This window comes from Bacillus cereus group sp. BfR-BA-01310 (assembly GCF_022664325.1).
Lineage (GTDB): Bacteria > Bacillota > Bacilli > Bacillales > Bacillaceae_G > Bacillus_A > Bacillus_A paramycoides.
Genome location: NZ_JAKUHD010000024.1, coordinates 1 through 17,990 on the forward strand (window position 1 = coordinate 1; position 17,990 = coordinate 17,990).

Sequence of the window (17,990 nt, forward strand, 5' to 3'; positions counted from 1 at the left end):
ATTTCGATCCGCACTATTTGCACCAAGACGAATTTTTGTTAGCTCACTTTTTAATATGTCATGAAGATTTTTAGAAACAACTTCTGAAATATAATTCAATGACCATTCTGTATTTTTTGATGCTTGATGTTCCATACAAATTTTCGATATGGCATCACCAGGATGTGTAATATTATTCTCCTCCATATACTCTTGAACATAATGATGAACGTTTTCACTCAATGATAACTTCATTCGTACTTTTTCATTCCCCATAATCTACCCCCTTTCGTTTTCATATGCATTTTCCCTTTGCATCCGCTCATAATACTTTTGGTTTTTCCAACTTTCATATTCACTTTTAAAAGCACGCTCCACTTTCTTCATGGAATACTGAATAGATACATTCTGCTGAAATTTTTGAAACGGATTTGATTTTTTCATGTGATGGATTCTCTTTTGTTCTTTATCGTACGCCTTCATTTCTTGTAAAAAGGCATTCCCCATTCTTTTATACAAGTCATTAATTTTATTCGTCTTGTAATTTTCATATTGCTTCTTATCATACTTGCCTTCCCCGTATGCTTCTTTAAAAACTTGCACTTCTTTATCTAACTTTTGGAGAAACTGATCGTAATCTTTTTTATGATGATGTTGAATATATCGCCTGCTTAATTCATCAATTTCTGGCTTCAATGGCTGAATCGTATTGTAGCTATATTGCCACTGTCTTTTATCATTTGGTAACTGTTTATAAATTTGTAAAAACAGTGGCTTCAAATGTTGATTGCGCCACTCAAAAACCGAATCTTCTTTTTTACTTCCCACCATATTGTTTCGAATCAGATCATTAATTTGTTTTTGTTCCTGCTTACGATCTAACAGATTATTTACAACTTTTCCCCTCATCGCATCCAATGTTTTTGGTTTTCTTTTTCCACGTTCTCTCGTTGGAAATGGTTCAACAGTTGCCACATGAATATGAATGTTATCCGTGTTAAAATGAATGGCCGCGGACCAGGTAGAACTTTTTTCTAATCCCTCTCTTTTTTGCATTTCTTTCATCGCAAGCCTGGTTACATCCATTAACTTTTTTTCATCTAAAGTCTTTGTTTTCGAATCATAAATGCCTTGTTCCTCTAGCCAAGGATTATGAAATGAAATGACATCTTGCCACATAATACTTCCATTTTCGTGAGCGGTTTTAAACATTTCCTTTAAGGCTTTTTTCTCACTTTCTGTTAAACGATTTGCGTGTTCCGTAAACAGTGCCGATGTCTTTTCTGGATTCCCCATATATTCTTGATACATTTCAAACATTTTCGGATTTAGTTTCACTTCACTTTGTGCTTCTTCCCGGTCTACATACTCAATATAGTTCTGAAAGGCATCAGAACTCGTTAACACAAATTTTGTTTTTAAAATAACACCAGGTGTGACTGAAGATTGAACAGGAACCCCATTACTCATTTTCAACATCCTGCATCATCATTTGAATAAACTCATTCATTTTTTTCATTTCGCTATAACAATCACTCATCATATGGATGTTCTTTTCAATGAGATTTTCTAATTCCATTTCCCTTTTATTTTGTTGCTGAAAAAATGCCAACATTTCAATTTGAGCTTTCAAAAATTTCTGCCTGGATAATCCTTTCCTTTTTGCGATTTCATCTATTTTTTTTAAGGCAACTGGATCTATATCTCTTATTTTTAGATGCACAATTTTCGCTCCTTTCTGCAATTGTGGATAGGGAACCAAAAATAGTAAGAAGAGCATAAGGGGTTTTTGCCCCCACCGAGGGTGTGGGGCTAGGCGGAGCCTAGCAAAACGATGGGGGCAAGGAAAGAGGTTGAATGTCCCCATTACGTCCCCATATTTTTTGTTAATGTCTCCATCACGTCCCGTTATTTTTTCTAAATGTCCCGTCCGTGTCCCCTTGTTTTCCCTCAATGTCTCCATCATGTCCCTATGTCTTTGTTTAGTTTTTATTAATTTCTTGTGCCTTTTGCTCTAATTTTCGGATCTTATCTCGTGCAATTTTTTGTTCTCCTTTAAACAATTCAACGTTCTTTTCTGATGATTTTATTTTGGACTCTAAAAATGATATTTTCGATTGAGTTTCCGTTTTTTCCGCTTCGGTTTGGTACTTCATTTCATCTTTTAGTTCTTTCACTTTCTCAAAAACTGTCTTCGCATTTTCTTCTTCAAGCTTGATTGCTTTTCCGTAATTTTCAATCTTTGTTTCAATATCTTTTTTGTCTCTATCTATAAAATCTATCTCATATGTTTTTTTATCTTCAGCTAACAATTCATCATTTACTTTCGTTTTTCTTTGATCGGTAAAAATCGTCTGAACAAGTTTATTTGGACTTTTTGTTGATGCATTTTCTTCTTCGTATTCATTAGCATTTTGTGTGAATTTACGAATATCCATTTGTTCTTTTTCACTGTTTTTATTGTAAATATCGAAAGCTAATGCTCCCCAATTTGGAGATAATTCTTTTACTTCAATCACATAATTTCCGTTCTCTTCATACAACACTTTGACAGGTAATTGAACACCCGGCTTTGCTTTTTCTTGTGCCTTAAACGTAAATCCTGTTTCCTCATATCCTTCTATCCGAAAGCGAATTTGTATAAAGTTTTTATGCGGATTGTATTCCCTTTGCTCTACAATCAATTCCCCCATCCCTGACAACTTGATTACTTTATTCGTTTCCGTATGGAATAGTTTTTCATCGTTCGGCATGTAGATTTTAGATGTCAAGAAAGCAAAAAAACCTAAAAATAGAAAGCTGATAATTGCTAGGTAGATCCACGACTTATTTCTTCTCAAATTGATTCTTTCACTCTTCTTACTAATTGCACCTATCACACTCTCACCTCACCTTTTTTGTTATAAAACTTTCATATTGAGCTCTTCTACACTTGTCACTCGCCATGTTTCCTTTTCCTTTTTTATGATGATTCGCAACACATTTTTAACTTTTTCTTCTCGATTTTGCGTTGAATCCGTCGTGACATTTATAAATTCAGCTAACACATTCACTTCCTCTTGATCGGGTTCATTCTCTTGTAAATAAAACTTCATTTCGATTGGTTTCGTTTTATAGGTATCTCCTAACTCATACTTGTCAGTGGGATAGAATTGTTGTAAAAGTTCTTCACTCATAATGGATTTTGCTTTTTCTTTCCGCTCATTATAGCCTTCTTTTTCTCGATGAAAGGATAATTGAATAAACGTTTCGGCTGTCGATAAATACGCTCTTCTTTGTTGTTCTTGTGCGGAAGGAAGTACCTTATCCAGCCGTTTTTTTAAGTCTTCATTCTGTCTTGTTAGTAATTCAGATGATGTATTACGATTAGCTCATTCTATTCGGAAGGGTACTGTATCTGCTTCTCTTATTATGGGAAAGCTCGGTTCTTACGCTCGGCAAAATAGTTTGGCTACAGCACTTCGTGAGATGGGAAGGATTGAAAAAACAATTTTCATCTTAGATTACATCTCAAGTGAAACATTAAGAAGAAAAATTCATCGTGGATTAAATAAAGGTGAAGCTATGAACTCTTTGGCTAGATCTATTTTTTTCGGCAAACGTGGAGAGTTGCGTGAACGTGCGCTGCAGGATCAACTTCAAAGAGCTAGTGCATTAAATATTATTATTAATGCCATTAGTATATGGAATACGGTATATTTAACCAAGGCGATAGAGTATAGAAAAGAGAACGGTGTCTTGCAGGAAGAGCTGTTACATCATATTTCACCGCTTGGATGGGAACATATCAACTTCCTTGGTGAGTATAAGTTTAAATTTAAGCAATCAACTACATTAGAATCATTACGACCACTCCGAAGATAAAACATAAAGGCCGAAATTCCTTAACGTAGGAAAACTGGTTTTTTATCTTCCAAAAAATGTATTAGCGTGGGTTTTATGTCATTTGGTTGGCGGGACCCCAATAAGGAAGAAACAAATCGCTCCCATCTTCTCTGCTTTCTCCAGATAATCCAATTGGTGCTGCGCAATGTTCTTTAAATCAAATCGTGTAGCATTCCCCGTAGACTTCGCTTCAAATGCAATAGCCCTTCCTTTATACACACCGTCATAGTCTACTGTACTTTTAGCTTCATAGAATCCATTTAGTACACGGCCACCTTTACTCTTTAACACCTTCACAGGGGTTGAACGCTTGTTTATAAGCGCCACTCCACCTCTTTGATACATTTCATTCACTAGATTAATAAGCTTTTCAAAAGCCATTCCACGGTTTCCTTGTCCCATTTTTATTCCTCGCTTTCTATTAGTTGCGATAGGTAAGACTTTGAAGTTATCTCCATCTTTTCCCCCGCTTAACACTGTACGTGCGACTTTCATCGCATACAGCGTCCCATCTTATTCTTTTATACTAAAGTAACTAGATTACAAGCTTTACGGAGTTTGTTTATTTTCTTCAATTGTTTATCGTTCAATTGAAGTATTCTCATATACGTTCTAATCGTCTCTTCATTTGTAGCGTGAATCAGTCTGTGGACAAATTCATGTACAATAATTAGGTTATTGAACTCGTCAGTTCCTCCCATACCTTTCGGTACTTTGTGATGACAGTGCGCTTCATCAGCTAACAAAAAGATTCCTGTAACAGCACATTTTCCATTTTGCATAGAATATCTCGACATTCTGTTATCTGTATACTCCACACTCTGCCCTTTAGTGGATGATAGCAACATCTTCTGCATTTCATTGGCAATGTTACCTTTTAGGCTTTTGATGAGTTTTTGTCTTCCTTTTATAGTGTAGTTACATATGTCTTGACTGAAACTTTGAGGGAATCGTGTTTGTATGTCCGCTAGTGGATATACATGATTACCTGCTATTTCAAAGGTTCTATAATTATTCCTGTGAGTTCTTTTGTATAATGCGTTTGCATTGGTAGGAATCTTATATTTCCCTATTGATTTTAGACGATTAAACAAGGTTTTCGAGAGACGAAAGGCTATTTCAGCAAAGTCTATAGATACATGTGTTGCAATTTTGTAATAGTTTTTTATGCCAAGCACGTAAGAGTTATAGTCCTGTACTGTTTTCCCTGATGGATTCTTTTGAATTGCTTTAATCCTTGTTTTTGCTTTTTCAAGGATATCCTTTTTCTTTTTCGCGCTTACATGTGTGTTTGCTACATATCTTTTGCGCTTTTTAACGAATTTAATAGAGAACCCCAGAAAATCCGAAGATTTTCTTTTTAGGTTAGTTATAGTTGATTTTTCATTAGATATGTTAAGGTTTAATTGATTCCCGAGATAACCTTCCACTGCATGGAATATTTTAGTTGCAGATTTGTGATTGTTTGTAAATATTTTAAAATCATCCGCATACCTAACTATATACATTCTCTTCAATTTTGTTTTTGATAGATGATAGTTTTTATTTGGTAGTGTATATGGTTTTCTTGTTTTGATATTATCCCACTGACTAGATATCCACCAATCTAAATCATTCAATACAACATTACTTAGTAATGGGCTTAGAATTCCTCCTTGCGGAGTTCCTTTTGTAGGAATGCCTTCTCCTTTGATTGGTGCTTTTAACATTTTCGAGATGATTGTCAGTACTCTTCTATCAGTTATACCTATGGTATATAGTTGTTTTAGTAATTTGGAGTGGTTTACGTTGTCAAAGAAACCTTGTATATCAATATCAACTACGTGACTATATCCCCCACGATTCATCAAGAATTGACACCTAGCCATCGCATGATGCGTTGACCTATTGGGTCTAAACCCATATGAATGCTTGTAGAATTTCGCTTCGCATATTGGCTCTAGAACTTGCTTGAGCATTTGTTGAATGAATCTATCTCTCATTGTAGGTATTCCTAATGGGCGTTTCTTTCCATTTGGTTTAGGTATTTCTACCCTACGTACCGTGTTTGGCTTGTAGTCTACAAGAGCATTTCTTATGTTATCAACGAAAGAATCTACATCTTCCATTTTATAATGGTCGATTGTGATACCATCTGTTCCTTCAGTTTTAGAGCCAGTGTTAGCCTTTATGTTTCTATATGCCAGTAGAATATTTTCTTTTGATATGATGTGTTTATATAAATTTATACCTTTAGTAGCATTGTTTTTGCTACGTTGATATAAATCATCAAACACTTTTTGTATATCGTAATATTCTGCATGTCGTAATGTTGTACTCACCGATGTGTTAATTCCCCTTTCTTACGAAAAGTCCCATCATCTTACTCGATCCTGTGAGTTACATCTAGTAAGTTTAGTTTTCAAAGAACAAGACTAGGGACTATCCCTCCACATTCGTTACATGTTTCGTCGGTACTGTGTCCCCACCTTCACAAGAATGAAGCAATTTCGGTTCGTTAGAACCTTATATACATCTGTCCGCTAGTAGGCGTTGGTGACAGTTTCTTGCTTACCACGTTCCGATTGACCTAGCTATACATATATCCTTAGGTGCTTGCTGTAAGCCTGTTATCTTTACATCATCATCGTTAGATGTTCCGAATTTCATATCCTTTAATCTTACTTTTCGGTAGATAACATCGTCATTGACGACATACATATTTCTTATGTATTAATAATTTAGACCCGTATATTCGCAAGTTCGCCAGTCCGTTAATTTGGACATTCTCACCATAGATATTTTGTAGCATCCCGACCTATCCATTACCATATGATTTCTCACTTAGGTTTTGTTCAGCCGACTTCACCTAGCTTCATACAATTTGTGACTACTATCACGCCTTGCATGTAGGAGTATTAGATAAGTAGTTTCAGCTCAACCTGACGGCTTTCATTCCTACTTTCAGTCAGTTGTTGTTATCAAATTGATAACCCTCCTATTTCGTGTTTACACACTTATAAGGAAACGTGTCGCGCAAAGGATTATTTTGTTTTAAATCCATTTACTATTTGCTAAAATTCAGTAAAAAAACATCATGTTAATAAAGGAGCAATCATGAAGCACACTATCAACTTATGGTCTTTTATTTTTTCGTTTATTTGTGTTGGTTTACTTATCCTATACTTTGAAAATGAATCTATTAATACAGCGATGAATTGGAGTTCTACCGACCCAATAATTTTTTTACTGATATTAACAGGCTGGACCTTCATTGGTGGCCTTATAGGAATGAATACGCCAACTACTGCGAAAACAACGATTAGAAGTATAATTACAATCACACTTACATTGTTCTTACTTTTTTACTTAATATTAATAGTGTGTTTTAAGTATCTTTAATCGAATCGTAATTATTAAATTCATTTTTTGGATTTAAATGGGATAAAACTCAATATTCCGTCAATACTGTAGACAACCCATTCTCCAATTCCTCTGGAGCAGAGCAGTTAGCTTTTGCTAGCTGCTCTTTATTATGAATACTAATTAATTACCCCAAGCGCATTTCAGAAAAGCTTCATATTCGAAGAACCTTTTGTTCTTCTAGAAAGGGTACGCTGTGCTTTCCCTAACTTTTCTTCTAATGTACGGAAGAATTTAGAATTCTTGTATATTGTGCCATCAGAAAGAATGGCAAAATCTTTTAATCCAACATCGATTCCACAAGTGGATTCAGTTTTAGGCATTTCTTGTACGTTTGTTTCAACAAGGATAGATACAAAGTATTTACCACTTGGGTTACGACGAATCGTTGCATGCAAGATATGCCCTTCTACTTCACGACTTTTAGCAAAGCGAATAAGGACAAGTTTCGGTAATTTTATTGTGTTGCCTACAATTCCAATATTTCCGTTCGTTTGCTTAGTTGTGTAGGATTGAACTGTATTCTTTTTAGACTTGAATCGAGGCATATCATTCTGTTTCTTGAAAAAACGTGAAAAAGCATCTGCGAGATTTTTTAATGTGGATTGAAGAGTGATACTATCTACTTCTTTTAACCAAATCGTATCCTGTTGCTTCTTTAATTGAGTAAGCTTGGCAGAGCAAGAGGTATAGGTTAACCCTTTTCCAGCTTCTTTATAAGTATCATTCCAAAGAGCAAGGAAATGGTAATAAGTGTGTTCTTGTAACTCATATAACACCTTCCTTAGTAAACCAGTTTTTCATAAATATATATAATATTTACAATTATGCAAATATCTAGAAAGTAGATTCCCAAATTTGGGAATCTACTTCAAAAAAGTTCTTCAACAAAAGCGCCCGTTTGTTGAAGATTAATTTTCATTATGCTTTTTGTGCCGAATCCAATGCTTTTTTTAATTCGTCCGGTTTTTGAGTGCCAATTACCACTGTGTTATATTTCAACTTTAACTCAATACCTTTCTTTCCATTCATGTTATAGGCTTTTTCACCCTTAAGGTTAAAACGAATTCCCCATCCTCCAAATCGTTTTAGTGGACTGTAAGTAATACTTTCATAGTGACGTATATTTTTGAAAAGGTACTGCTTATATTGAAAATGAAAAGGAACATAAAGACCTTTTTCACGGACCTCAATGATCAGTTTCAATACCCCAAGCATTAATACAGGAAAGGCAATCCCAAAAAACAACCACAAAACAATTAACACACCATTAGGAGCTGGTTTATCTCCAAACGGGGTATCAAGGATAATTTGTTGAATGAATCCATACCACATCAGTGTGGCGATCCCCAATATGAGTATCCATACCCAAATTTGTTGTGGTCGTTGAACTTCACGAAAGATAACGTGTTCTTGTTGTTTCATTAATGATTGTCACCTCCTAAATGGCTTATTTATTTGATATAATTTCAAGATATTTTTTTCAAAAATCTGGCCCGATGTTTGATTTTCTTTAAATGAAGGCTTGCAGCTTGAAATTAATTATGTTTGAAGGTCTTGTTGAGGTATTTGCCATCCTTGCTTATCTGTTTTTTTATAAGTATTAGGGAACTTCCCTGATCGAAGCCACCTTTTAATGTTGCTTTAAAATAAAGTTTGATCATTTCCTATCTATATTGCTCCACAATCGCGCCCGATTGTGGAGCAACGAAGGTATAAGATAAGATATCAAAAGCTTCTTTAAAAATTATTTTGCCAAAATACGCATTAACACTTCCACATCCGGTAACCCATATTCTTCATCCCCCTGTTCCTGAGTGAGAAGACTGATGACGATGGTAAAATACCAGCTAAGCAGCTTACGTGGTTCTCCTGGGGAAAATTCACCAGATTTTTGTCCTTTAATGAAGACTGGAACCAGCAGATCGGTTAGACCATTAGTAGGAAGATGTTCAAAGATCTGGGTGACCCTTTCTGGGACATCATCATCCTTACGGGCCCGTTCAATGAGCATAAAGGCGTATTTACTATTTTCATCCAGCATGTTTTCAGTTAAATTTTTAATTTGTTCAAAGGGTGTTCCAGGCAAGTGTTGAACATTCTCGAGTTCCCTGCTCGCTTCTTCCATCAATTCTTGTATGAGTGTAATGAACAATGCTTTTTTTGAATTGAAATACCGGTAAATTAGTCCTTCGCTAATACTAGCTTCCTTAGCAATCAAGCTCATTTTTGTTCCTGTGTACCCTCGGCGGGCAAACACTTTAAGTGCTGCTTGCTTTATCTCCTCCCTGCGTTCGTCACGGATTTGATCAAGCCGCTGTCTGTTTAATGGAGACATTCATTCCAACCTCCGAATCTTTGAAAAATGTTATATTCATTGTACCATCAGACTGGTAAAATTATTGCTTCTACAATGAGGAGATAGACGCGGGTGCCAAAGGACAAACTCTCTCTATCAATTCCTCAAGAAACTGATCTGCACGGGCAAAACAAGCGAGATGACCAGCGTTCTTGATTAAAACAAATTCTTTGTACGGAGCTTCAATCTCGTCGTAATATGCTTTAGCCAGCTCAGTAGGTGTTAAAATATCTTTATCTCCTTGAAAGATAAAGATTGGCACCTCAAACCGCAGTCCGAGTTTTTTTAAATCAAAGGCCATTAATTCATCAAATAGCTGGTCAAGAGAAAAATTCATACCTTTAAAGATATCTATTATATCTTTAATTTTATGTTCCGGGGATGAGAGCATTGAGGGCAAAATCAGGTCTGTAATCATATTGGGAACATCCTTTATAGTTTTAACTCTCAATCGATTTATCATGTCGTAGTCTTTACGACTCCACTGGGATATATCCGATCCCATTTTTTCAAGCAATTGAACCCCCTTCGTATTACCTGCTGTACGAAGAGTGTTGACTGTTAACCTGTATAAAAGGTCTTGTTTTTGTGGATCTGAGGCATTCTGATCTGTTCCGACATAGGCATGAAAAAGATCTGGTCGAAGCTTTGCCATCATGATACCAATCAGGCTGCCCACAGAGCTTCCGATGAGAATTACTTTTCGATGACCGAGTTTATCGCGCAAGTATTCTGCTACCTCTATCCCATCCTGCGCGAGGCAGTCGAAAGTGATGGTTCCGCTACCGTCTTTACCGTTTTTTCCAAAAGTCTTTCCTGCTCCACGCTGATCCCATTGAACGATAATAAAGTGCTTCTCCCATGAACGCAACAGTGGACTGAAGATGGAATAGGTCGAAGCCGGACCGCCATGAATCAATAACAAAACGGGGTTGTTCCGATTTTCACCACGAATCGTGATCCACTGATCGATACCGCCAATTTTAACGTAACAGCTTTCTACTATGCTGTTTGCTGTGCTGATTTGAAGTTCTTTGGCATTCTTGCTCTGATTACGCTTCCGCAAAACGATTTCCCGTAGGATATTTGTTTGGCTCATTTGAACATGCCCTCTTCCTTCTTTTAATGAGTGAGCGACTCACTCATTATCATATTGAGGTATTTTATGGAAATAGTCAATAATAAATTTTCATCAAAATATCTGATAAGATTTCTTTATAGATTCTTCACCACAGAAAATTTAATTCAACATCGTCCTCCCACGTTAGTATCCTAACTCCATTAAATGGCCCGATTGTTGAATAACATGACTGGCGTTTTTTAAACAACTTTATTACCTCTGTACAGCTGCGCTTAGAGGAAGGAGATGAATGGCTGAAGTTCGTTAAAATCATTGCAAACAGCTAAAAAAGTGATTGCTGGAATAGAAGTTATGCATATGATCAAAAAAGGACAAACTCTCCAAGGTGAGAAGTTTGTCCAAAACCATGATTTCTTTAGTTTAACAATAGAAAATTCAATTCCGCTAGGAATCTTTCGTTCTTTTTTCATATCCCACTATTTTTGCATGAGAACCAACAATAGTGAATTAGAATAATGACTTAATACTTGCTAGGACAGTAAGGATACCTATAATAATGACAAATACATTGCTCGCTTTCCCTCTATATTTAGCTAGTACTGGCACTTTACGAATTGCATACATTGGTAATAAACATAAGATGGCAGCAACTAACGGACCGCTAAGAGCATCAATGAGTCCAAGAATACTTGGATTTGCATAAGCAACATACCAGCATGTTAATACGACAAAAGTAAGGATCATTGTCTTAACTGTTTTTTCTCCTATATCTTTCCCACGTTTTTTACTGGACTTGATAATCATGTCACGCATTACCTCATATGCTCCTATATAATGGCCAAGGAAGGACTTTGTTATGGCCGTAAAAGCAATGATAGGAGCTGCAATAGTGATTATAGGCGAATTAAGCTCATTCGCAAGATAGGATAGGATTGACAAGTTCTGTTCTTTTGCCATCATAAGATCATTTGGAGTCAAACTCAAGGTACTGCTCCAAACAAAGAACATAACAACAACGAATGTCATGATATAACAAACTTTTTGTATTTGAGCACACTTAGCATCAGTAGCGTCTATTCCATACGTAGCTCTCTGTTTCATAACGAATGACGAAATCATAGGAGAATGATTAAACGAGAACACTATGATTGGTAGTATCATCCATATCGTTCCGAAATATCCTGTTCCTGTTGAAGCAGTAGAAACACTTGAAAAACTAAGCATTGACGTATTCCACTGTGGAATCAAAGATATTGCGATAAAAAGTAGAGAAGCTATGAAAGGATATACTAGCATGCTCATTATCTTTACAGTGATATCTTGACCAAAATTTAGTATAGCGATAAGACCGAGTACTAATACAAGCGATAAAATGGCCCTTGGAGGCTCCTGCATGTGCAATTGATGCACCATAAAACTACTTGCAGTATTTGTAAGTGCAACCGAATACATCAGCACGATCGTATAAATTGAGACGAAATATACTATGTTAAAAATGATACTTGCCTTATTTCCAAAATACTCTCTTATTGTACCTGTAATTCCCTCATCAGCAGAATTTGAAGCGTATATCATTTTAGCAAGCGCCCTATGTGAGTAATACATAACAGGATATGCAAGTATGGTAATTAACAGTAATGATAATAAACCACCTGAACCTGCATTAATAGGTAAAAAGAGTACTCCTGCTCCAATTGCTGTTCCAAAAAGGCTCAATGCCCAGGTAGTATCCTGTTTATGCCACTTTTTAGGGTCTGGATATTTCTCATTTTTTACTGATGTATTTTCAGCTTGAAATTCTATTTTTTTTGCAGTATTTCCATTCATATAATAATTCCTCCTTGTATCCTATTCTTACGTCTCTTTTTAGGGCTTAGGAATAAGACCATTCTTGAAAAACGAATTGCTTACAAGGTGCGCCACATCGTGTGCCCTTCTTCTAAGTTGATCAAAATCGAAAAATTCGCTAGTTATCAACCTGATGGGTTTATTAGCGCTTACAAAACATTTTAATTATATAGTAGTATATTATAGTGATAATGCCTCTCAATATACAGACATCCTTAGGAGAACAATAGAGAATAAAATTGTTAACTATTTCACAATATTGCCGATAACTGTTTATTGATTTGATTGTTTCTCTCCAAAGATTTTATTTTTAATGGCAATCCCTGTAGGTGTGGCCGCAATTCCGCCTAAACCTGTCTCTCTTAATTCGCGAGGCATCTGTCTTCCAACTCTATACATCGCTTCAATAACTTCGTCAGCATTGATGATATTGTTTACGCCGGCTAATGCGATGTCCGCTGCTGCTAGAGCATTTGCCGTTCCAATGGCGTTTCTCTTTACACAAGGAATTTCTACCAAACCAGCGACCGGATCACAAACTAAACCGAGTAAATTTTGTAATGCGGTTGAGAAAGCTTCAGAAGATTGCTGTGGCGTTCCTCCGGCAGCTTCTACCGCTGCTGCAGCCGCCATTGCTGAGGCACTGCCTACTTCAGCTTGACATCCTCCGTACGCTCCTGAAATACAAGCGTTATTTGCGACTATCGTTCCAAATAACGCTGAAGTGAATAGAAAATGGATCATATCTTCATGACTTAACTGCAACGTATCTTTAATACTAAATAGGACTCCCGGGATTGTCCCACTCGCACCTGCTGTTGGAGTTGCACAAATAGCCCCTAATGCAGCATTTACTTCATTAACACCGATGGCACTTTGAATCCCTAACACCATCAAATCTCCAGAAAGAGTTTTCCTATTTTCTCGATAGTTTTTAATTTTAACAGCATCACCTCCGGTTAAACCGGTCGGAGAAAATACCCCGTCGCCTTCGATACTTTTATTTATGGCATTTTCCATAGTCGCTAAATTTCTTTCCATTTTACTCCAAACTTCTTCATAAGACGTTTTAGTTTGTTCGATTTCCTGTTCGATTGCTAATTCATAAATTGGCTTTTGGCTTTTATTAGCTGCATCCACAATTTCTTTTATGATCATATACATATTTTTTCACTCCTTAATGTAACTATAGAATAATGAGATTAGCTATATTGCTTAAATTTCCTAATTCCTTCTGAACATTACCAGGCAATAGAGAATCCAAAGCGAATGCATATAAATATTTTCCGTTTTCTTCTAAACTATGAAAGTTGTTAATTTCCACATCATATTGTTTAAAGATCCTGCGTAAGACAAATTCAAAGTCAGCTCTTTCGGAAATCGCAATAATAACTGGCAATGGCCCCTGCAGATCCAAGCTAAATCCGTCAATTTCAACATGTTTGACTTCAATTAATCCACCGCCGACCGAAATACCCATCGTTCTTATACCTCGGCTTTCATCCTCTAAATATACATCTGCCGTATTTGGATGACCAGCAGGACTATCCCCCGCTTTTTCAATAAAGGTAATGTCAATTCCTTTAGATTCTGCTATTTTAATAGCATCTGGCACTTTGCTGTCATCGGCAGCAAATCCTAATATCCCAGCAATAATTGCAAAATCAGTTCCGTGTCCTTTATGGGTTTCAGCAAATGATTCATAATACCTTACCACGACTTTTTTTGGAAGACCTTGAAATAATTTATTGGCAACTGTTCCAATAGCCAAAGCACCTGCAGTATGTGAACTTGAAGGACCTATCATTACCGGCCCAATCACATCAAAACAACTTTTGTATTTAACAACCTTTTTTTCTTTAATAGATGCTATATTCATGTTCATATAAGCACCCCCATAATTTATTATTTTTAATTGCAGTTGAATCTAAGTTATTAGAATGACCAATTCAAAATAAGATCCAATTGATAACGCTTTCATTTTTCGTGTTAATAAATTTCCCTTCTGATCACACACCTTTCTTAGAGTAATCGTATCAATATGTCCAATTTTAGAAGGTTACTTGCAAGGTCTTTAGAATTTTTGCACTAGAACTAGGTTTGATATTTTCTCTAGAGGTAATAGATTATCTCTCGACGCCCTCATTATAACTTGTATATTTATGAGTTTAATATTTTTTTATTTTCCGAAAGATTGAATAAACAGAATCTTGAATGGATAATAAATTACACTTGGCATGTAGCAATTGTGTCCATTGTTTGAAGCTGTATTAGTTAGTAGAAAAGCAAAAATAACACAGAGTTCCTTTTATTAACACCTTGATTATATTGGAAAATCATTATAAAGATACGTATACTTTCCTTTGTTGAAACATCTTATTTTAGACGTGAAAGCTGTTGCAATAAATGATTAATGTAGATGGAAAGGAATAAATTAATGAAATATAAAATATTTTTCGGATATTTATGATGCATTTTGCATCTATATACATTTTCAGAAAAAAGGAACTTCTTTTTATATTTGAACATACCAAATTGAGTAAGAGTAATAGAACGATATTCTTTAAAACTTTTCCTTTTTGGATAGCCAGCATCCTTTTTAAAGAACTTTTTATAGGCTTTTTCCAAGCGCGCAAACACTTCCTGAAGAGGCTGCGAAGGAACCTCTTTTAAGAAATGATATATCTTTTTATCAAGTTTTTGCTGATCTTGTAATTCATACCGTGTTAAGTCTTTTTTGTTTTGTTTATAATATCGTTGTTTATCTAGCAAAGCCGAGTTATATTGCTGACGACAAATGGAAATCCATCTCTCTAATGTATGTTGTTGTTCTTCTGTAGGATGGATTTCAAACCTGGAGTTCAATTTCATTATGCCGTCACCTCCGAATGTTTGTTCTTATGCCTCTATAATAAACAAATTGTACGATGCTTTACCACCCAGAAGTACTTTTGTTAGGTCGGGCCATTCATCTCCCACCTACGCTGCGCTTAGAGGAAGGAGAATTCTAGCTGAAGTTTGTTAAAATAGTACATGTGTGTTAACTTTTCCTAAAGAAAAAAATGAATACCTTTTTACAAATAATGGAAAATTTCATTACACCTTGATGGAGTAAATCCCCCTTCACTTCCTCTATTTAATTCTTTGGGGAGGATATATTTTCCTGATGATAATCATAACCTATATCAGAATTTCATTTATTATAGGAAAATTCAGAAAGGAGTGATTGTGATGGGTTTCCCACCTCAACAACAAAGTAAACCTGGCATTGAATCATTAATGATACCTAGACCTATATTTGATAACCCCGATTACAAACCAGCTGGTAAACTTATAAATAAGGTAGCGCTTATAACTGGTGGGGATAGTGGAATTGGGAGGGCTGTCGCTGTAGCCTTCGCGAAAGAGGGTGCAGACATAGCAATCTTATACCTAAATGAACATAGTGATGCAAAAGAAACGGAGTTCTATGTCAAAAAGTATGGCCGTAGTTGCATTACCATTCCAGGTGATATTGGGTATGAGCAGCATTGCCAACAAGCAGTAATGCAAACAATTCACCAATTTGGTCGTATTGACATTTTGGTGAATAATGCCGGTGTACTATACATAAAGAACGGTCTACTTGATGTAGATTCAAACCAACGAGCAAGTACTTTTCACACAAATATTTTTTCGCAGTTTATTTTGACGAAAGCTGCTCTTCCATATATGAATTCAGGGAGCTCTATAATAAATACAACATCCCTTAGTGCCTATCATGGAGATCAAGATGCAATTGACTACGCGGCATCTAAAGGAGCCATTGTTTCATTTACACGTTCGCTGTCATTGTCACTGGCATCGCAAGGGATTCGAGTTAATGGTGTGGCCCCAGGACCAATTTGGACTCCATTAATTCCATCTTCTTTGCCTCCAGAATGGCTTGCCACATTTGGAGACCATGTTCCTATGAAGCGAGCCGGCCAACCGTTTGAAGTGGCACCTGCTTATGTATTCTTGGCTTCCGATGATGCATCTTACATATCAGGGCAAATTCTGCACGTGAATGGTGGGGAAATTATAAACGGTTAAATATTTAACAAAAATAATCTTAGTTATTATTATTCGAATAGAGTATTTACCCAACACCTTTGGATGAGTCATTTCTATTTTTTTAGATAGAAAAAGAGAGTCCCTCATTAAACTATTTGAAAAACCACCTTTTACAGAACTGTAGTCAGATTCTTCACTTCCATCCTCTTTTGATATCCAGCGTTCATTCAAAAACACCGAAATGGTACACTTTGTTGCATTCTCACCCCATTTTTCATAAGACACTTGCCATTTATCGATACCAAAGACTTCGTCAAATCGGTCCTGAATGGCGCGAGCGTCAACAAATGGAGCTACATACGCGAAAAATTCCCCTTGGCTTTCGAATGTGTGTGTAATCTTCCATCCCAATTATTCTAATGGAAATTCCGCTTGTAAATTTTCCATCATGTTAGTCATAATAGTCCCCCTACATTATTTAATTTTGTACAATTTATGTGAGATAAATTGCTATTTCGAATTTGAGTGTACCCACTCTTTATTTCGAAATTCATCAATCATTTCACATATGATCCCTTTGTTTTCATGAAGCAGCCACTCCTCATAGGAAGTAATATCCTTTCCTGATTGAATGGATAAGCGCAGATTCAACTCTTCTTTACTTGCACGACTGATATTATGTGCTGCATAAATTAGACTTAGACTCACTTTCAAATCTCTTAAATCAGAAATGGTAATATCCTTAAACATTGTAGCTTTCGCATTGAAATTTTGATTGTGTGCATTTAACATATCGATAGAACTGATCCATAATGGATTAGCTAGTTCTTTAATTTCTTCAATAATGCAATGTAAATAAGCATTGTTCTGTAACTTCTCTTGTGATTTTTCCATGATTGTATTCATGATGTTCCCCCTAAGTAATGAAATAATCGCCTAAAGTGTTGGCTATACAATAAACCTAAACTTAAAGACAACACAAAAGGGCTTCTTCAAGTCGATTAAAAATGTGCATAGCAAAATAAGCTATATATACACTAATCGGCTCAAAGAAGCCCTTTCACAATTGAAACAAGAACACAACTTGCTTCTACAACTCAACCACAACACATAAGGTGTGGGAATAAACGAAATCAAACAAAATATCACTATACCTATATATTATATATTTTAATTTTTATATCAAGATTTTTTTTAAAATATAAAAATAAATGCTTCATTGTTATTAAAGAAATGCTTATTACTATGCGATTTGAACCATAAATCCGTCATAATTCAAACTATAATATTGCCATAAGGTAGAGTTTTTTAGAGGATATCTTTTTAAAAATGAAATATTACTTGTATTAATGAATGTGGTATTTATGATGGTGAACTATACTGTGGCCTCTAATTATAAGA

Annotated in this window: 13 protein-coding genes and 7 pseudogenes; 3 read left to right on the forward strand and 17 right to left on the reverse strand. The window is 35.7% G+C overall.

Annotated elements, in window-relative coordinates:
- The 5 genes and pseudogenes from MR109_RS25325 to MR109_RS25345 all read right to left on the reverse strand — a co-directional run.
- Nucleotides 1-255: pseudogene (locus MR109_RS25325) on the reverse strand (hypothetical protein); the annotation flags it as partial.
- Nucleotides 256-258: 3 nt separating this feature from the next.
- A complete protein-coding gene (mobP2, locus tag MR109_RS25330) occupies nt 259-1,449 on the reverse strand; it encodes a MobP2 family relaxase (RefSeq protein ID WP_242274334.1) in 1,191 nt (396 codons plus the stop codon).
- On the reverse strand, nt 1,442-1,702 hold the full coding sequence (locus MR109_RS25335) for a hypothetical protein (protein WP_242274336.1): 261 nt from the start codon (nt 1,700-1,702) through the stop codon (nt 1,442-1,444). The genes mobP2 and MR109_RS25335 overlap by 8 nt, the downstream gene beginning before the upstream one ends.
- A 259-nt stretch (nt 1,703-1,961) precedes the next feature.
- Nucleotides 1,962-2,858, reverse strand: a complete 897-nt coding sequence (locus MR109_RS25340; protein ID WP_242274338.1) for a hypothetical protein — start codon at nt 2,856-2,858, stop codon at nt 1,962-1,964.
- 21 nt (nt 2,859-2,879) lie between these two features.
- A pseudogene (locus MR109_RS25345) lies at nt 2,880-3,335 on the reverse strand (MerR family transcriptional regulator); the annotation flags it as partial.
- On the opposite strand from MR109_RS25345, the pseudogene MR109_RS25350 reads away from it, so the two are divergent.
- Nucleotides 3,325-3,843: pseudogene (locus MR109_RS25350) on the forward strand (Tn3 family transposase); the annotation flags it as partial. The pseudogenes MR109_RS25345 and MR109_RS25350 sit on opposite strands and share 11 nt — an antisense overlap.
- Before the next feature lie 99 nt (nt 3,844-3,942).
- Here the strand turns inward: MR109_RS25350 and MR109_RS25355 are convergent.
- From MR109_RS25355 to MR109_RS25380, 6 genes and pseudogenes are all read right to left on the reverse strand, one after another.
- Nucleotides 3,943-4,266 (reverse strand): annotated as a pseudogene (locus MR109_RS25355) (Holliday junction resolvase RecU); the annotation flags it as partial.
- A gap of 119 nt (nt 4,267-4,385) precedes the next feature.
- Nucleotides 4,386-6,185, reverse strand: coding sequence for a group II intron reverse transcriptase/maturase (gene ltrA, locus MR109_RS25360; RefSeq protein ID WP_098307491.1), 1,800 nt, complete (start codon nt 6,183-6,185; stop codon nt 4,386-4,388).
- Between the two features lie 1,239 nt (nt 6,186-7,424).
- A pseudogene (locus tag MR109_RS25365) lies at nt 7,425-8,045 on the reverse strand (RNA-guided endonuclease TnpB family protein); the annotation flags it as partial.
- A 142-nt stretch (nt 8,046-8,187) separates the two neighbouring features.
- A complete protein-coding gene (locus MR109_RS25370; RefSeq protein WP_242274340.1) occupies nt 8,188-8,691 on the reverse strand; it encodes a DUF6141 family protein in 504 nt (167 codons plus the stop codon).
- A 322-nt stretch (nt 8,692-9,013) separates the two neighbouring features.
- Entirely contained in the window at nt 9,014-9,604 is a 591-nt protein-coding gene (locus tag MR109_RS25375) for a TetR/AcrR family transcriptional regulator (protein ID WP_098307496.1), read from the reverse strand.
- 70 nt (nt 9,605-9,674) lie between these two features.
- Nucleotides 9,675-10,724: an alpha/beta fold hydrolase gene (locus MR109_RS25380; protein WP_098307498.1), complete on the reverse strand. Its 1,050-nt coding sequence runs from the start codon at nt 10,722-10,724 to the stop codon at nt 9,675-9,677.
- A gap of 285 nt (nt 10,725-11,009) precedes the next feature.
- Between MR109_RS25380 and MR109_RS25385 the strand changes: the two are divergent.
- Nucleotides 11,010-11,132, forward strand: a pseudogene (locus MR109_RS25385) (IS6 family transposase); the annotation flags it as partial.
- Nucleotides 11,133-11,213: 81 nt separating this feature from the next.
- Here the strand turns inward: MR109_RS25385 and MR109_RS25390 are convergent.
- From MR109_RS25390 to MR109_RS25405, 4 genes are all read right to left on the reverse strand, one after another.
- Nucleotides 11,214-12,533 (reverse strand): aromatic amino acid transport family protein, encoded by a 1,320-nt coding sequence (locus tag MR109_RS25390; protein ID WP_242274342.1) that lies wholly within the window; start codon nt 12,531-12,533, stop codon nt 11,214-11,216.
- Nucleotides 12,534-12,827: 294 nt separating this feature from the next.
- Nucleotides 12,828-13,718, reverse strand: coding sequence for an L-serine ammonia-lyase, iron-sulfur-dependent, subunit alpha (sdaAA, locus tag MR109_RS25395; RefSeq protein WP_025147696.1), 891 nt, complete (start codon nt 13,716-13,718; stop codon nt 12,828-12,830).
- 22 nt (nt 13,719-13,740) lie between these two features.
- Nucleotides 13,741-14,439, reverse strand: coding sequence for an L-serine ammonia-lyase, iron-sulfur-dependent subunit beta (gene sdaAB / locus MR109_RS25400; RefSeq protein ID WP_242274343.1), 699 nt, complete (start codon nt 14,437-14,439; stop codon nt 13,741-13,743).
- A gap of 491 nt (nt 14,440-14,930) precedes the next feature.
- Nucleotides 14,931-15,425 carry a helix-turn-helix domain-containing protein gene (locus MR109_RS25405; RefSeq protein WP_242274345.1) on the reverse strand — a complete coding sequence of 165 codons (495 nt, stop codon included), beginning with the start codon at nt 15,423-15,425 and terminating at the stop codon, nt 14,931-14,933.
- Nucleotides 15,426-15,785: 360 nt separating this feature from the next.
- Between MR109_RS25405 and MR109_RS25410 the strand changes: the two genes are divergently transcribed.
- Nucleotides 15,786-16,628: an SDR family oxidoreductase gene (locus MR109_RS25410; RefSeq protein WP_242274347.1), complete on the forward strand. Its 843-nt coding sequence runs from the start codon at nt 15,786-15,788 to the stop codon at nt 16,626-16,628.
- 102 nt (nt 16,629-16,730) lie between these two features.
- Here MR109_RS25410 and MR109_RS30290 read toward each other — a convergent pair.
- A pseudogene (locus MR109_RS30290) lies at nt 16,731-17,000 on the reverse strand (RAD52 family DNA repair protein); the annotation flags it as partial.
- A gap of 99 nt (nt 17,001-17,099) precedes the next feature.
- Nucleotides 17,100-17,495 (reverse strand): hypothetical protein, encoded by a 396-nt coding sequence (locus MR109_RS25415; RefSeq protein ID WP_242274348.1) that lies wholly within the window; start codon nt 17,493-17,495, stop codon nt 17,100-17,102.
- Between the last annotated feature and the right edge of the window lie 495 nt (nt 17,496-17,990).

What these genes read in the sequence shown, in the direction of transcription:
- MR109_RS25390 (WP_242274342.1), bottom strand. Translation starts at nt 12,533, where the DNA reads ATGAATGGAAATACTGCAAAAAAAATAGAATTTCAAGCTGAAAATACA.
- MR109_RS25405 (WP_242274345.1), bottom strand. Translation starts at nt 15,425, where the DNA reads ATGAAATTGAACTCCAGGTTTGAAATCCATCCTACAGAAGAACAACAA.
- mobP2 (WP_242274334.1), bottom strand. Translation starts at nt 1,449, where the DNA reads ATGAGTAATGGGGTTCCTGTTCAATCTTCAGTCACACCTGGTGTTATT.
- MR109_RS25410 (WP_242274347.1), top strand. Translation starts at nt 15,786, where the DNA reads ATGGGTTTCCCACCTCAACAACAAAGTAAACCTGGCATTGAATCATTA.
- sdaAB (WP_242274343.1), bottom strand. Translation starts at nt 14,439, where the DNA reads ATGAACATGAATATAGCATCTATTAAAGAAAAAAAGGTTGTTAAATAC.
- sdaAA (WP_025147696.1), bottom strand. Translation starts at nt 13,718, where the DNA reads ATGTATATGATCATAAAAGAAATTGTGGATGCAGCTAATAAAAGCCAA.
- MR109_RS25380 (WP_098307498.1), bottom strand. Translation starts at nt 10,724, where the DNA reads ATGAGCCAAACAAATATCCTACGGGAAATCGTTTTGCGGAAGCGTAAT.
- MR109_RS25415 (WP_242274348.1), bottom strand. Translation starts at nt 17,495, where the DNA reads ATGAATACAATCATGGAAAAATCACAAGAGAAGTTACAGAACAATGCT.
- MR109_RS25375 (WP_098307496.1), bottom strand. Translation starts at nt 9,604, where the DNA reads ATGTCTCCATTAAACAGACAGCGGCTTGATCAAATCCGTGACGAACGC.
- MR109_RS25370 (WP_242274340.1), bottom strand. Translation starts at nt 8,691, where the DNA reads ATGAAACAACAAGAACACGTTATCTTTCGTGAAGTTCAACGACCACAA.